Source organism: Limnohabitans sp. Rim47 (genome assembly GCF_001517545.1).
Classification (GTDB): Bacteria; Pseudomonadota; Gammaproteobacteria; order Burkholderiales; family Burkholderiaceae_C; genus Limnohabitans_A.
The window spans coordinates 1003918-1019760 of sequence record NZ_FBYA01000001.1 but is presented as its reverse complement, the minus strand read 5'-3'; the positions used below and the strand labels follow the sequence as shown (position 1 = coordinate 1019760).

Sequence of the window (15843 nt, the reverse complement as noted above, 5' to 3'; positions counted from 1 at the left end):
TGTGCTTTCATTCAATCAACGCAGTGTCCAGCCAAACCAATTGGCCGCGTCCGCTTTCACTCAGTCGCTCCGTCAAAGCGGCGGCTTGGGTTTCTGGCAGGACAAAGTGCAAGCTCACCACGCTGCCGTGCTTGACCTCCTGCAACTGGGCTTTGGCCAGATCGACCTCTCGGCGCACCAGACCTTCGAGTGCATAGGGCACGCTGCAGGCCAGCTGTGTCTGCTTGATCAGCGGGATTTTTTCTGCGGTCAGCAGCGCTTGAGCCACGGCATCGGTGTAGGCCCGCACCAAGCCTCCTGCACCCAGTTTGACGCCGCCAAAGTAGCGCACCACCGAGGCCATGACACCTTCCAGCTCCTGGTGCCTCAGCACTTCCAGCATGGGGCGCCCTGCCGTGCCACCGGGCTCGCCATCGTCGTTGGCCGCCGACTGACCGCCCGCCAGCAAGGCCCAGCAAACATGGGCCGCGTCAGGGTGTTCGGCTTTGAGCTGGGCCACCCGAGCCTGCGCCTCTTCGCGCCCTGCAACGGGCTCGATGCTGGCGATGAAACGGCTCTTTTTAATGAGCAGTTCGTGGTGGACGGGCGCGGCGATGGAAAACGGCATAGGTCCATTGTCCGGCAAGCGCTGTTGGCCAGTGGCTGAATCGGAAAAATAGTGCGCTGGCATGCTCATCCTGTCCCGTTGCATTGAATACCCGCTGGTTTCTCAAGCCCACCCCCAACCGCCTACACTAGCGGGTTATCCCGATATTGAGCCCATGAACGCCTTCACCGACGTCTCTTTTTTCCCGCGCGACGCCAAGCCGCTGACCAGTTACCGCAAGTACTGGGCGCAGCGCTTTGGCACAGCCCCGTTTTTGCCGATGAGTCGGGCCGAAATGACCCAACTGGGCTGGGACAGTTGCGACATCGTGCTGGTCACGGGTGATGCCTATGTGGACCACCCCAGCTTTGGCATGGCCGTGATTGGCCGCATGTTGGAAAACCAGGGCTTTCGGGTTGGAATCATCGCGCAGCCCGACTGGACCAGCGCCGAAGCATTTAAGGCGCTGGGCAAACCCAATCTGTTTTGGGGCGTGACCAGCGGCAACATGGATTCCATGATCAACCGCTACACAGCGGACCGCAAAATTCGCAGCGACGACGCTTACACCCCCGGCGACGTGGGCGGCAAGCGGCCCGATCGCGCGGCCATCGTTTACAGCCAGCGCTGCCGTGAGGCCTTCCCGGACACGCCCATCGTGCTCGGCGGTATTGAGGGCAGCCTGCGCCGCATCGCGCATTACGACTATTGGTCCGACAAAGTTCGCCGCTCGGTGGTGGTGGACAGCAAATGCGACTTGCTGCTTTACGGCAACGCCGAGCGGGCGATTGTCGAGATCGCACACCGCCTGGCCGCCCGTGAGCCGGTGCAGCAAATCACCGATGTGCGCGGCACCGCCTTTGTGCGCCGCCAAGGTGACGAATCGGCCTTGGGCTGGTTCGAGATCGACTCCACCAGCGTGGACATGCCCGGACACGTCGAGGCGCACATCAACCCCTACCTGATGATCTCGGACCAAGCGCGAGAGCAGGGCGCGACTTGTGCCCGTGAGGAAGAAGCCAAGGATGTGGCCGATGCCCACAACGCACAAAACGTCGAGGCCAATTTGTCTGCCGCTGTGGCCCAAGCCCGCACCGTGCAAGCTGCCAACCAGCCCATCATCCAACCCATCATTCAGCCGCTCAACTTTGTGCCCAACCCGGCACTGGCATCCGGTCTTCGTGGCAAGGGCACCCACAAAGTGCCGCCCCGTGACAAAAGCGTGATTCGGCTGCCCAGCTACGAGCAAGTCAAGCAAGATGCCGTGCTCTATGCCCACGCCAACCGCGTGCTGCACCTCGAAACCAACCCCGGCAACGCCCGCTGCCTGGTGCAAGCGCACGGGGAGGGCACCACCGCGCGCGACGTGTGGATCACGCCACCGCCCATCCCGCTGACCACGGCCGAGATGGACCATGTGTTCGACCTGCCCTATGCCCGCAGCCCGCACCCGAGCTATGCCGACGACAACGGCAGCCACGACCACGCCACAAAAATTCCCGCTTGGGAGATGATCCGCTTTTCCGTGAACATCATGCGCGGCTGCTTTGGCGGCTGCACCTTTTGCTCGATCACCGAGCACGAAGGCCGCATCATCCAAAGCCGCTCCGAAGAATCCATCATCCGCGAGGTCGAAGACATCCGCGACAAAGTCAAAGGCTTTACGGGCGTCATCTCCGACCTGGGTGGCCCCACGGCCAATATGTACCGCTTGGGCTGCAAGAGCCCCGAGATCGAATCGGCCTGCCGCAAACCCAGTTGCGTCTACCCTGGCATTTGCCAAAACCTGACCACCGACCACGGCCCGCTGATCAATATGTACCGCCGGGCACGCACCCTCAAGGGCATCAAGAAAATCCTGATCGGCTCTGGCCTGCGTTATGACCTGGCCGTGCAGTCGCCCGAATACGTCAAAGAGCTGGTGCAACACCATGTGGGCGGCTACCTCAAGATCGCGCCCGAACACACCGAGGGCGGCCCGCTGTCCAAGATGATGAAGCCGGGCATCGGCACCTACGACCGCTTCAAGTCGATGTTTGACAAGTACAGCGAAGAGGCGGGTAAAAAACAGTTCCTCATTCCGTACTTCATCGCCGCCCACCCCGGCACCAGCGACGAAGACATGATGAACCTCGCCGTGTGGCTCAAAAAGAACGGTTTTCGGGCCGACCAGGTGCAAACCTTCTACCCCAGCCCCATGGCCACGGCCACGGCCATGTACCACTCCACCCGCAACCCGCTGCGCAAAATCACCCGCGACAGCGAAAAAGTCGACGTGGTCAAAGGCGACAAGCGCCGCCGCCTGCACAAAGCCTTTTTGCGCTACCACGACGCCAACAACTGGCCCCTGCTGCGCGAAGCCCTCAAAGCCATGGGCCGCTCAGACCTGATCGGCAACGGCAAACACCACCTGATCCCGAACTGGCAGCCGCTGGCCGAAGAGGGCTATCAAAGCGCCCGGCGCAAAAACAGCACGGGGGCGGGTGCCAAGTCGTCGGTTTCTTTGTCAACATCCCCCAAGCGCATGGGCCAACCTCAAAAAGGCCAGTTGCTCACGCAGCACACGGGGCTGCCGCCGCGTAAAAAAGGCTGATGCAGCGAGGCGATTCAAAAGCCCAGCATATGCGCCGCTACCAAGGCCAGAAAACCGGCAAACGCCAGTTGCAGTTTGCGTTTGTCCATGCGCTGTGACAGGCGTGCGCCCCAGTTGGCGAACAGCATGCTGACTGCGCTGATGCCCGCGAACGCGGGCAGGTGCACATAACCCCAAGTTTGGGCTGTTTGTGGGCCGGTGATGGCCAAACCGACGGCGCCGATGAGTGAAATGGGGATTGCAATGGCCGAGCTCACAACGACGGCCTGTCGCATGTCTACCCCGCGCAGCACCAGGTAGGGCACGGTCATCGCGCCACCGCTGACGCCCAGCAACGTGGAGACGTGGCCAATGAAGGTGCCGGCGCCTAAGAGTTCGTTGCGCGCTGGGGCAGCTTGACTGGCTTGCTGGGCTTTTTTGCCCAGCAAGGTGATGCAGGTGCTCAAAGCAAACAAGCCAAAACCCAATTTGAGCCATTGGGTCGGCACCCAGTTGGCCAGCATCACCGCCGAAACCGAGCCCAAGCTGACCGATCCTGCCAGCCAGTACAGGCGATCAAACTGCAGACGGCGAGCACGCCAGTGCGTCCAGGAACTGGTGACCGACGTGATGACGATGCAAGCCAATGATGTGGCCACCGCGAAGTGCATGACCTCGGGGCCAAGAACCGGGTCACCGCGCCACAAAAAGTAGAGCGTGGGCACGATCACCAAGCCACCGCCGACACCAAAAAGTCCTGCTGTAAACCCGCCTGCAGCCCCTACCAGCAAGAAAATCAGCCACAAAGGCATCATGCGGACAGTGCCTCGAAACGACCAAAGCGGCTGCGGCAAAAGCCCAGAGCTTGGGCGTCTTCGTGCCAGCCAAATTCTTGGACCTGCCCGATCACAATGTGGTGGTCGCCAGCATCCACCAGCTGGTGTAACTGGCAGTCGAACCAGGCCATGGCGTCGGTCAGGCGTTGCCGTTGGCTGACTTGCCGCTGCAGCTGCACGCCGCTAAAACGCGAAGCCATGTCGCCCGAAGCGAACTGTCGTGCGATGGCCTCTTGCTGGTTGGACAACACGCTGACGGTGAAGCCCCCCGATTGCGTGAACGCCTCCAGGCTGCTAGCCGCTTTGCGAATGCTCCACAAGACCAGTCGGGGTTCGAGAGAGACCGACGCAAAGGAGTTGCAGGTCATGCCCCAATCCAAGCCTTGCCAGTGCGCGGTGACCACCGTGACGCCGGTGGCAAAACAAGACAGGGCTTTGCGGTATTCGGCAGGATCTTGAGAGATGACCGGAGCAGGCAGCGTGGACAACTCGTCGTGCATATGGCGCATGGGGGCTTTCTTTAAGGCACTTCGTGGCCGTTGGCGAGCTCGTACAGTTCGTACCAGGTCTGGCGGTCCATGGGCACACGCTCTGCGTTGGCAAACTGGGCAATGCGTTCCAGCTGGTTGGAACCCATCACGGGCAACACTTGCACAGGGTGGTGCATGAGCCAGGCCATGGCCACCGCCGTGGTGTCGGTGCCCGAGGCTTGGGCCAAAGCGGCCAGCTTGGGCGCGAGTCGGGCTGCTGCGGTACCCGATGTGTGTGCTTGCGCGTGCAGGCGTCCGCCCCCCAGCGGCGACCAGGCCATCACGGGCATGCAGTGCTGTTGAGCGTGTGCCAGCTGGCCGTTGATGAAGGGTGCGGTGTTGAGCAAACTCAACTCGAGCTGGTTGGTTTGCAGCTTGTGCTTCATGCGTGACTGCAACAGGTCTACATCAAAGGGCATGAAGTTGGACACGCCCACACCGCGCAGCTTGCCGCTGTCGATCAGGCCATCAAGGCATTCGCCCAAGGCTTGTGCATCCATCAGCGGGTCTGGGCGGTGGATCAGCAGCAGGTCGATCACGTCCACGCCTATGCGTGCCAAGGAACGGTCGACGCTGGCCCTGACATGTGCAGGGCTGGTGTCGTAGTGTTTGACACGGGTGTCTGGCCATTTGCCGGACATCAACATGATGTCGGTTTTGGTGACGATCTCGATCTGGTCTTTCAGACCAGGGCGCGCCTTGATGGCCTGCCCGAACAGTTCTTCGCAGCTGTAATCGCCGTAGATGTCGGCGTGGTCGAAGGTGGTGATGCCTTGGGCCAGGCAGGCGTCAATGCGTGCCAGGTTGGCGTTGACCGAGTGATCGGCAGCCTCGGACAGGCGCCACACGCCATAGGCCATGCGGCTCAGGCTGCGCCCGTTGGGCAGCGTGATGCGGCCGATGTGGTTTGAACTCATTTGCGGACTCCTGTGCCCAAGGGTGTGGGCGGTGTTTGGGCCGGAACACGGCCATATTCTTGGGCGAGGGAAATTGTTTTGATCTGGGGCAGCACTTTGGCCCCGAAGATTTCGCATTCCTGCAGGTGCGGGTAACCCGAAAAGATAAAGGCTCGGATGCCCATTTTTTGGTAGGTCTCGATTTCACTGAGTACCTGATCGACGCTGCCCACCAGAGCCGCGCCGCAACCACTGCGGGCACGGCCTACGCCCGTCCAAAGATGGGGTTCGACATAGCCGTCTTCGTCTGCGCGGTCACGGTTGGCGCTTTGCAGAGAGACGCCCAAGCTCTTGGCGTCGAGGGCCCGCTGGCGGATTTCACGGCCTTTTTCGTCGTCGAGTTGTGACACCAGTTCGGCGGCATATTCACGCGCTTCGGCTTCGGTGTCGCGCACGATCATGTGGACGCGCAGGCCGTAGTCCAGCAAGCGGCCATTTTTTTCGGCCTGGGCGTGTACATCGCGCATGCGCTGGGCCAGCATGTCTTTGGGCTCTGGCCACATCAGGTAGGTGTCGCAATGGGCACCGCACAAGGCCAGAGCGTCGGGGCTGTAGCCGCCGAAATAAAGCAGTGGGCCACCGTTGGTCTGGTAGGGGCGCACCGGGTCGGTTGACAAGCCTTTGAGTTTGTAGATCTCGCCGTCGTAGTTGATTTCGTCTTGCGTCCAGGCTTGCTTGAGGATTTCAACCACTTCCCAAGAGCGGCGGTAGCGGTAGGCACTGTCTTCTTGCTGGCCGGGAAAATCGGACGAAATCACATTGAGCGTGAGGCGCCCCTCAAGAATGTGGTCCAGCGTGGCCACGGTGCGTGCCAGCATGGCTGGATGCACCTCGCCGCACCGAATGGCAGCGAGCAAGTTCATGCGCTTGGTTTTGTGCGCTACCGCAGCTGCAAAGGTCAATGTATCCTGACCGACCTGGTAAGAAGAAGGGCACAGGATATTTCGAAAGCCGAGCTCATCGGCTCGCTCCACGATGCGACTGGTGTTGGCCCAGTTGCTGCGCAAGTCGCCATCGGGCACCCCCAGATGCCGAAAATCGTCAGAACACAGGGGCGCAAACCACGCCACCTCGGCCCCTTGGATGTCTTGGCCTTTGACCGGAACGATGCTCATGTCAGACTCCTGTTTAAATGTGAATGAATCATATATGAATTGGGGGGTTTGGGTATGCGGGTTTCCACCGGTTTGTCATACTGTCGACTATGAACGCTGCTCACCCCGCCAAACCACTGCCCGTTTACCTGCAAATTGCCGAATTATTGGCCCGTCAAATCAAGGCTGGTTATTGGCATGGCGGTGAAAGGTTGCCCACCGAGGCCGAGTTGGCGTTGAGTTTGTCGGTCGCTGTCGGCACCTTGCGCAAGTCGCTGGCTTTGCTGGAAGAGCAGGGCGTCCTTCAGCGCATTCAGGGTTCGGGCACTTATGTGCGCCAAGTGCAAGGCAAGCAGCAAATTTATGAGTTGTTTCGTCTGGAACTGGTGGATGGCCCTGGCCTGCCTACGGCGCATATTCTGGATGTGTCCAAGCAGGCTTGCCCGGACGGCTTTCCTGCCATTGCGAGTGTGGGCGAGTTTTGCTGGCGCGTACGCAGGCTTCGTTTTTTGAGTCAGCAGCCTGTCGCCTTGGAGGAAATCTGGTTTTCTGCAAAGGCCTGCCTCGACTTGAGCGCCAACGAGCTGGGCGACTCGATGTATTTGTTTTACCAACAGCGTTTGGGGGTCTGGATTGCGCGTGTAGAAGACCAGATCAGCGCAGCCGTTGCGCCAGATTGGGCTGCGCAGCCTATAGGACTGCTGCCGGGTGACTGCGCTGGTTACGTGGAGCGTGTTTCCTGGACGTCGGGCAATCAAGTTGCCGAGTTTTCAAAAACCTGGTTTGACCCGGCTGTCTGCCGGTACTCTTCGCGCCTGAGTCAATAACCTCGCTCAGACTGGCTGCAGCGCCGCCAGCAACTCTGTTTCGATCTCAATCTGCGCTTTGTTTTGCTGAAGCTTGGCGCCGCTGATCAGGAAACTGTCTTCTACGCGTTCGCCCAAGGTGCTGATTTTGGCCAATTGAAGATGAAGGCCATGGTGGGCCAGCACGCTGGCGATGCTGTAAAGCAAGCCAATGCGGTCACTGGCCGAGATGCTGAGCAACCAGCTTTGGGCTTTGTCGTCGGGTTTGAGGCTCACGCGTGGGGTGACCGGGAAGCTCTTGACCCGCCGCGACACCCGCCCACGGGTGGGCGCGGGCAAGGGGCCTTGTTTTTCCAGGGTTTGCGTGAGGCCTGATTCGACCATGCTCAGCAGCTCGCGGTAGTGCTCGGGCAGCATGGGCGTGACGATCTGGAAGGTGTCCAGCGCCCAGCCCGTGCGGGTGGTGTGGATGCGGGCGTCCTGAATGCTGAAGCCCGATTGGTCGAAGTGGCCGCAAATGCGGGCAAAAAGGTCAGGTTGGTCGGGTGTAAAAACGAGCACCTGCAGGCCTTCGCCTACGGGTGAGATGCGCGCACGCACGATGGGTTTGGCAGGGCCTTCAGCGGGCTTGGCCACATGGCGCGACAACTGCCGGGCGTGCCAGGCAATGTCAGACGCGTCGTGGCGCATGAAGTAGCCCACGTCCAAGGTGTCCCATAAGGCTTTTTGGCCTTCGTGGGGTTCGCTGTGGCGGGCCAGCTCAATCAAGGCGTCGCGTTTGCGGGCTTCTACTTCGGCGTTGGCGTCGGGCGCGCGGCCACCCAGCACGCGCAGGGTGGCTTTGTACAGGTCTTCCAGCAACTTGCCTTTCCAGGCGTTCCAAACTTTGGGGCTGGTGCCTCGGATGTCGGCCACCGTCAGCAAATACAAAGCGGTCAGGCGGCGCTCATCGCCCACGCGTGCGGCAAATCGGCCAATGACTTCGGGGTCGCTCAGGTCTTCTTTTTGCGCCACGTGGCTCATGGTCAGGTGTTCGCCCACCAAAAACTCGATCAGCTGGGCGTCCTCTTTGTCCAGCATATGTTGGCGGGCAAAGGTGCGCACTTCGGCGATGCCCAGTTTGGAGTGGTCGCCGCCACGGCCTTTGGCAATGTCATGGAACAAAGCGGCGGTGTACAAGATCCAGGGCTTGTCCCAGCCGCCCGCCAATTGCGAGCAAAAAGGGTATTCGTGCGTGTGCTCGGCCATGAAAAACCGACGCACATTGCGCAGCACCATCAGGATGTGCTGGTCCACCGTGTAGGCGTGAAACAGGTCGTGCTGCATTTGGCCCACGATGCGCCGAAACACCCACAGGTAGCGCCCGAGCACCGAGGTTTCGTTCATCAAACGCATGGCGTGCGTGATGCCTTGGGGCTGTTGCAAGATCTGCAAAAACGTTTGCCGGTTGACCGGGTCGGCCCGAAAACGCCCGTTCATGATGGCCCGCACGTTGTACAGCGCACGCAGGGTTCTGGCCGAAAAGCCTTTCACGCCCGGCGTGGCTTGGTACAGCAAGAAGGTTTCCAAAATGGCGTGCGGGTGCTTTTGGTACAGGTCGTCGCTGGCCACTTCGATCAGGCCCGCTTTTTCAAAAAAGCGCTCGTTCAGCGGGCGAAAGTCATTGACCGATTCGCCCCGATCGGCTTTGAGCCGGTCTTCGATGTTGAGCAGCAAGATTTGGTTGAGCTGGGTCACCGCCTTGGCCGCCCAGTAGTATTGGCGCATCAGCTTTTCGCTGGCCCGCAAGGCCAATCGGCCCTCAGGGGTCACGTCTGAGCTGTAGCCAAACGATTCGGCCACATTGGTTTGCAAGTCAAACACCAAGCGGTCTTCGCGCCGTTTGGCCTGCAAGTGCAAGCGGGCGCGAATGAGGCCCAGCAGGGCTTCGTTGCGCTTGATTTGCCGCGCTTCCAGCGGAGTGGCCAGGCCTTTGCGGGCCAATTCGTCCCAGCTGTGACCCAGATTGGCCGCTCGGGCGACCCACAAAATCACCTGCAAGTCGCGCATGCCGCCGGGCGACTCTTTGCAGTTGGGCTCCAGGGCGTAGGGCGTGTCCTCGAACTTGGTGTGGCGCTGGCGCATCTCCAGCGTTTTGGCCACCCAAAAAGCCTGCGGGTCCATGGCGGCTTGGTACTGCTTTTGGAACTCGGTGAACAGCCGGGTGTTGCCGGTCACGCGGCGCGACTCCAACAAAGAGGTTTGCACCGTGATGTCTTTGGCCGACTCGGCCAGGCATTCACTCAAGGTGCGCACGCTGGAGCCGATTTCCAGGCCCGTGTCCCAGCAGCTGCCGATGAAGCGTTCGAGCTGGCCTTGCAGCTCGGGCGAGTTTTCGGGCGAAAGGCCATCGGGCAAGAGCACCAGCACGTCCACATCGGAATGCGGAAACAGCTCGGCCCGGCCAAAACCCCCCACCGCCACCAAGCACAACTCGGGCGCAAAGCCCGCGTTATGCCACAGCTGGATCAGCAGCCCATCGGCCAAGATGGACAGTTGCCGCAAGGTTTGCTTCAGGCCCCGAGTGACGGCACCGCTGTTGGCCAAGGTGTTGAGCACCGCGGCTTTGTCGTGTTTGTAGGTTTCGCGCAGCTGAGCCAGATCGGCCAGATCTGCAGAAGGGGCCTGCGCGCTCATATCAGGCCGCGACTTTGTCGGTGATGAAAGCAGGGATTGCTGGGCTGCCAGCCGACAAGGTCAGCACCTCGTAGCCGGTTTCGGTCACCACCACGGTGTGCTCCCACTGGGCTGACAGCGAGTGATCCTTGGTCACGATGGTCCATCCATCGCCCATTTCCTTGATGTCGCGTTTGCCGGCGTTGATCATCGGCTCGATGGTGAAAATCATGCCGGCCACCAACTCGACCAAGGTGCCGGGCTTGCCGTAGTGCAGCACCTGTGGCTCTTCGTGAAAGCCACGGCCAATGCCGTGGCCGCAAAACTCGCGCACCACGGAAAAGCCGTGGCCTTCGGCAAATTTTTGAATGGCATGGCCAATGTCGCCCAAATGCGCGCCGGGCTTGACCTGCTCAATGCCTTTCCACATGGCGTCGTAGGTCAGGCTGGCCAGGCGCTTGGCGGCAATCGATGCGTCGCCCACATGGAACATGCGGCTGGTGTCGCCGTGCCAGCCATTTTTGATGGTGGTGATGTCGATGTTGAGCGAGTCGCCTTTTTTCAGCGGCTTGTCGTTGGGAATACCGTGGCAGACCTGGTGGTTGATCGAGGTGCAGATCGACTTGGGGTAGGGCTTGTAGCCGCCCGGCGCGTAGTTCAGCGGGGCGGGAATGCAGTCTTGCACATCGACCATGTAGTCGTGGCAGAGCTTGTCGATCTCGTTGGTGGTGATGCCCGGCTTGATGAAGGGCTCGATGTAATCCAGAACTTCGGAGGCCAATCGGCAGGCCAGGCGCATGCCTTCGATGTCTTCGGCGGTTTTGATGGTGATGGTCATGGTGGGTGATTATCCCAGAGGGTTGATCACCTCAGGGTCAGTCAGTTTGTTGGGGTGCTGGCAGCAGGGGGAATCACCTTCAGCGTTTGAACAAGCGTTGGAGCAACAAGGTCTGAAAATTTTGCTGATGTCCTGCCACGGCATAAACGATGGTGCTGCTTGGCGTGCTGTCTTGGAGCGTCCGGTACAAGATGCGGTGATGCGATGTGATGAGCGTTCTGTAATCCCGGATGCCCACGGCTGCCAGTTCTGCCACGGGTGCACCGTCAATCAAGCCAGAGTCCACGTCGGCCAGCTTGTTGAAAATTTCGTCTTCTGCCTGCAGCCAAAGTTCAACCGTCCATCGGTTCAGCATGTAATCCTGCAGCGCCAGCATGTCGTCCAAGGCATCGGGCAAGAGGACGATGCTCATGCGTCGCGCTCAGCTCTTTTTTTGGCCAGCAGGGCGCGGGCCTCTTGCACCGAATGGCCTTTGCCTGCCAGTCGGTCTTTTTCCCCCAAGGCCACCAGTTTGAGCGCCGCGATCAGGCTTTCCTTGTCCTGGTATTGCTGGACGCTTTCTATCACCATGCTGGCTTCGCCGTTCTGGGTGATGATGAAAGGCGTGCCATTCATCGCCAATTCTTCAGATATTTGTGCGGCATGGCTCTTCAAATAAGAGATGGACTTGATGTGTTGGGTGGCTTGCATGAACACTCCGAGTTTGTTGGGTCTGAATTTATGCCTGAATTTGGTCTGAGTCAAGCGTTTGGCTTGTCGCGGGCACGCCGTATTGGATTTTGTGGCGTGCGTTTAAAACACGCTGGCCGCCCATCCGGAAGGCCTCCAATCAGGGTTTCCCCGGCTAAAATACCGCCTTTGCCGGTCAGCCCCAGTCAGCGGCCCCGGCGCTACGGTTTTCCGTCTCTTTACAAGGCCACCCCGTGTCCCTGCACATCACGACTTTCGAAGGCGCCAGCGCCCTCAGCGACTTTCGCATTGCCCAGCTTTTGCCTCGTTTGGCCGATATTTCGCCGCAAATTCAGGGCATCGCAGCCCGTTTTGTGCACTTGGTGGCCACGCAAGAGGCTTTGGCCGATGCCCAAAAGCAAACCTTGTCCGCGCTTTTAACCTACGGTGAGCCGTATGCAGGCCCCGTTGATGGCCCGGTGATCGTGGTCAGTCCGCGCATTGGCACCGTGTCGCCGTGGGCGTCCAAGGCCACCGACATCGCGCACAACTGTGGTTTTGCTGTGCGCCGCGTGGAGCGGCTGACCGAATACCGCCTGACCATGAAGTCCGGTCTGCTGGGCACCGCCAAATTGAGCGCTGAGCAACTGGGCCAAGTTGCCGCCGTGTTGCATGACCGCATGACCGAGTCGGCCATGCCCAAGCGCGACGAGGCTGCGGCCTTGTTCACTGCGCTCGAGCCCGCGCCCATGGCGCACGTCGACGTGCTGGGCGGTGGCCCCGAAATGGGCAAAAAAGCGTTGGAAGACGCCAACAAGACCTGGGGCCTGGCCCTGGCCGACGACGAGATCGAGTACTTGGTCAAAGCCTTCACCGGCCTCCAGCGCAACCCCACCGATGTTGAGTTGATGATGTTTGCGCAGGCCAACAGCGAGCACTGCCGCCACAAGATTTTCAACGCCGAGTTCACCATCGACGGCGTGGCCCAGCCCAAGAGCCTGTTTGGCATGATCCGCAACACCGAGCAGCTCAGCCCCCAGCACACGGTGGTGGCTTATTCTGACAACGCCTCGGTGATGCAAGGGCACACCATTGAGCGGTTTGTGGCCAGAAGCTCAGGCCAGGGCGCGGCTTACCAGAGCGAGATCGCCTTGCACCATGTGCTGATGAAGGTGGAAACCCATAACCACCCGACCGCGATTTCACCGTTTCCCGGTGCATCCACCGGCGCGGGCGGCGAGATCCGCGACGAAGGCGCTACAGGTCGCGGCTCCAAGCCCAAAGCCGGTTTGAGCGGTTTTACCGTATCGAAGTTGTGGGGGGGCTTGAGCGATCAGCCCGGCGGCAAGCCCGAGCACATCGCCAGCCCCTTGCAAATCATGACCGAAGGCCCTTTGGGGGGCGCTGCTTTTAACAACGAATTTGGCCGTCCCAATTTGCTGGGCTATTTCCGCGAATACGAGCAAACCGTGGACGGCGTGGTGCGTGGTTACCACAAGCCCATCATGATCGCGGGCGGTCTGGGCCAGATTGACGCCGAACAAACGAAAAAGATTGAGTTTCCGGCGGGCAGCTTGCTGATCCAGTTGGGTGGCCCCGGCATGCGCATTGGCATGGGCGGCAGCGCCGCCAGCTCCATGGCCACCGGCACCAACGCCGCCAACCTCGACTTTGACTCGGTGCAACGCGGCAACCCCGAGATCGAGCGCCGGGCGCAAGAGGTCATCAACCACTGCTGGGCACAAGGCGCGGCCAACCCGATTTTGGCCATCCACGATGTGGGCGCGGGCGGTTTGTCCAACGCCTTCCCCGAGTTGACCAACGACGCAGGCCGTGGCGCACGCTTTGACTTGCGGGCGGTGCAACTGGAAGAGTCTGGCCTGTCGCCCAAAGAAATTTGGTCCAACGAGAGCCAAGAACGCTATGTGCTGGCCATCGCGCCCGCGTCTTTGGCGCAGTTCAAAGCCTTTTGCGAACGCGAGCGCTGCCCGTTTGCGGTGATCGGCGTGGCCACCGAAGAGCGCCAACTGGTGTTGGAAGACATGGGCAGTGAATCGCCTGTCGATATGCCGATGGACGTCTTGTTGGGCAAGCCGCCCAAAATGCACCGCGATGTGAGCACCCTGGCGCGCCAATCGCCCGCCATGGACTTGACTGGCGTGTCCTTGCAAAAAGCCGTAATCGATGTGCTGAGCCACCCCACTGTGGCATCTAAGCGCTTTTTGATCACCATCGGTGACCGCGCCGTGGGAGGCTTGACGCACCGCGACCAAATGGTCGGCCCTTGGCAAGTGCCCGTGGCCGACGTGGCCGTGACCTTGGCCGATTACCAGGGCTTTGCCGGAGAAGCGATGAGCATGGGCGAGCGCACGCCGCTGGCCTCGCTCAACGCCGCTGCGTCGGGCCGCATGGCCGTGGCCGAGGCCATCACCAATTTGCTGGCTGCCCCGATCGAGCTGCCACGCGTCAAGATGTCAGCCAACTGGATGGCCGCCTGTGGCGAGCCGGGCGAAGACGCGGCGCTGTATGAAACCGTCAAGACCGTGGGCATGGAACTGTGCCCGGCGCTCGACATCTCGATCCCAGTGGGCAAAGACAGCTTGTCGATGCGCACGCAGTGGACCGACAAGGGTCAGACACGCAAAGTGACGTCGCCCGTGAGTTTGATCATCACCGCGTTTGCCAGCTTGCCCGATGTACGGGGCACTTTGACGCCGCAGCTGGACGCGCAAGAGGGCGACACCAGCTTGCTTTTGATCGACCTGGGCCAAGGCCGCAACCGCATGGGCGGCAGCGTGCTGGGCCAAGTGCTGGGCCAGTTTGGCGACAACGTGCCCGACCTGGAAGACCCGCAAGCCTTGGTGAATTTGGTCAAGGTCATCAATGCGCTGCGGGCGAAAGGCCAGATCTTGGCCTACCACGACCGCAGCGACGGCGGCTTGTTGGCCGCTGTGGCCGAAATGGCGTTTGCCGGTCATGTGGGCGTGGCGCTGAATGTGGACATGCTGGTGACCGAAGGCGACGGCATCAGCGACAGCCGCGCCGACCATGGCGACGCCAAGAACTGGGCGGGCCAAGTCAGCGCCCGCCGCGAAGAGCTCACGCTCAAAGCCCTGTTCAACGAAGAGCTGGGCGTGGTGATCCAGGTGCGCACCGCAGACCGCAACGCGGTGCTGCAAACCTTGCGCGAACATGGCCTGTCCAAACACACGCACGTCATTGGCAAGACCCGTCCAAGCCATTCGACCATCACCAAAGGTGTGGGCGAACTGAGCATTTGGCGCGACACCAAAGAGGTGTTTGCCGCCAAGCTCGAAGACCTGCACCAAGTCTGGGACAGCGTGAGCTGGAAGATTTGCCAGCAGCGCGACAACCCCGCTTGCGCCGATGCCGAGCACGCCGCCGCAGGCCGCGCCGACGACCCCGGCATGCACGTGGCGCTGAGCTTTGACCCCGCGGTCAACGTGGCCGCGCCTTATCTGAATCTGTCGCGCCCCAAAGTGGCCATCTTGCGCGAGCAAGGTGTCAACTCGCATGTGGAGATGGCTTATGCCTTTCACCAAGCGGGCTTCGAGTCGCACGACGTGCACATGACCGACCTGCAAACGGGCCGCGCCCACTTGGCCGACTTCAAGGGCCTGGTCGCTTGCGGCGGTTTCAGCTATGGCGACACCTTGGGCGCAGGCATTGGCTGGGCACGCAGCATCACCTTCAACCCGCAGCTGGCCGAACAGTTCAAGGGCTTTTTTGGCCGCAGCGACACCTTTGGCTTGGGCGTGTGCAACGGCTGCCAGATGTTTGCCGAGCTGGCCGACATCATTCCTGGAGCCGGGGCTTGGCCGCGTTTCACCACCAACCAGAGCGAGCGTTTTGAAGCCCGCCTGTCCATGGTCGAGGTGCTCGAATCGCCCAGCTTGTTCTTGCAAGGCATGGCGGGCAGCCGCTTGCCGATTGCCGTGGCGCACGGTGAGGGCTATGCCAACTTCAAGCACCGTGGCGATGCGGCCCAAGCCATTGGCGCGATGCGCTTTGTCGACCACCACGGCCAAGCCACCGAACAGTACCCCTTCAATCCCAATGGCAGCGCGGGCGGTTTGACGGCGGTCACCACAGCAGACGGGCGGTTTACGGCCATGATGCCGCACCCCGAGCGCGTGTTCCGCAACGTGCAAATGAGCTGGACCGATCTGGGCCGCTCAGGCGGCATCGACGCCGCCAGCCCTTGGCTGCGCGTGTGGCAAAACGCCCGCAAATGGGTGGCTTGATGACGTTCTGCGTGGGCGAGTGCGTGGGCAGTTGCG

At 60.9% G+C, this 15843-nt stretch carries 12 protein-coding genes; 3 read left to right on the top strand and 9 right to left on the bottom strand.

The annotated features are described in order from the left end of the window. Positions 1-7: 7 nt before the first annotated feature. Complete coding sequence (locus tag BN3544_RS04680) at positions 8-607, bottom strand: IMPACT family protein (RefSeq protein ID WP_026036479.1); 600 nt, start codon at positions 605-607, stop codon at positions 8-10. Positions 608-761: 154 nt separating this feature from the next. Between BN3544_RS04680 and BN3544_RS04675 the strand changes: the two genes are divergently transcribed. Continuing rightward, positions 762-3179: a YgiQ family radical SAM protein gene (locus BN3544_RS04675; RefSeq protein ID WP_019429025.1), complete on the top strand. Its 2418-nt coding sequence runs from the start codon at positions 762-764 to the stop codon at positions 3177-3179. Between the two features lie 14 nt (positions 3180-3193). Here the strand turns inward: BN3544_RS04675 and BN3544_RS04670 are convergent, their stop codons facing one another. Genes BN3544_RS04670 through BN3544_RS04655 form a run of 4 tightly spaced genes read right to left on the bottom strand, consistent with a single transcriptional unit; the run spans position 3194 to position 6595 of the window. Then, a complete protein-coding gene (locus BN3544_RS04670; RefSeq protein WP_019429024.1) occupies positions 3194-3973 on the bottom strand; it encodes a sulfite exporter TauE/SafE family protein in 780 nt (259 codons plus the stop codon). Then, positions 3970-4503, bottom strand: a complete 534-nt coding sequence (locus BN3544_RS04665) for a flavin reductase family protein (protein ID WP_197409902.1) — start codon at positions 4501-4503, stop codon at positions 3970-3972. The genes BN3544_RS04670 and BN3544_RS04665 overlap by 4 nt, the downstream gene beginning before the upstream one ends. 11 nt (positions 4504-4514) lie before the next feature. Next, on the bottom strand, positions 4515-5441 hold the full coding sequence (locus BN3544_RS04660) for an aldo/keto reductase (RefSeq protein WP_019429022.1): 927 nt from the start codon (positions 5439-5441) through the stop codon (positions 4515-4517). Beyond that, positions 5438-6595 carry an LLM class flavin-dependent oxidoreductase gene (locus BN3544_RS04655; protein ID WP_019429021.1) on the bottom strand — a complete coding sequence of 386 codons (1158 nt, stop codon included), beginning with the start codon at positions 6593-6595 and terminating at the stop codon, positions 5438-5440. The genes BN3544_RS04660 and BN3544_RS04655 overlap by 4 nt, the downstream gene beginning before the upstream one ends. Positions 6596-6684: 89 nt before the next feature. On the opposite strand from BN3544_RS04655, the gene BN3544_RS04650 reads away from it, so the two are divergent. After that, positions 6685-7401, top strand: a complete 717-nt coding sequence (locus tag BN3544_RS04650) for a GntR family transcriptional regulator (RefSeq protein WP_019429020.1) — start codon at positions 6685-6687, stop codon at positions 7399-7401. A gap of 6 nt (positions 7402-7407) precedes the next feature. On the opposite strand, the gene BN3544_RS04645 is transcribed toward BN3544_RS04650, so the two are convergent. The 4 genes from BN3544_RS04645 to BN3544_RS04630 all read right to left on the bottom strand — a co-directional run bounded on the left by BN3544_RS04645 (position 7408) and on the right by BN3544_RS04630 (position 11563). Further along, entirely contained in the window at positions 7408-10056 is a 2649-nt protein-coding gene (locus tag BN3544_RS04645; RefSeq protein ID WP_019429019.1) for a [protein-PII] uridylyltransferase, read from the bottom strand. Between the two features lies 1 nt (position 10057). Further along, positions 10058-10873 (bottom strand): type I methionyl aminopeptidase, encoded by an 816-nt coding sequence (gene map / locus BN3544_RS04640; RefSeq protein ID WP_019429018.1) that lies wholly within the window; start codon positions 10871-10873, stop codon positions 10058-10060. A 79-nt stretch (positions 10874-10952) separates the two neighbouring features. Beyond that, the gene (locus tag BN3544_RS04635) at positions 10953-11285 is read right to left on the bottom strand and encodes a type II toxin-antitoxin system RelE/ParE family toxin (protein ID WP_019429017.1); all 333 of its coding nucleotides are present in this window, start codon (positions 11283-11285) and stop codon (positions 10953-10955) included. Next, positions 11282-11563: a type II toxin-antitoxin system Phd/YefM family antitoxin gene (locus BN3544_RS04630; protein ID WP_019429016.1), complete on the bottom strand. Its 282-nt coding sequence runs from the start codon at positions 11561-11563 to the stop codon at positions 11282-11284. The genes BN3544_RS04635 and BN3544_RS04630 overlap by 4 nt, the downstream gene beginning before the upstream one ends. Positions 11564-11796: 233 nt before the next feature. Between BN3544_RS04630 and purL the strand changes: the two genes are divergently transcribed. Next, positions 11797-15807 carry a phosphoribosylformylglycinamidine synthase gene (gene purL, locus BN3544_RS04625; RefSeq protein ID WP_019429015.1) on the top strand — a complete coding sequence of 1337 codons (4011 nt, stop codon included), beginning with the start codon at positions 11797-11799 and terminating at the stop codon, positions 15805-15807. Positions 15808-15843: the final 36 nt, after the last annotated feature.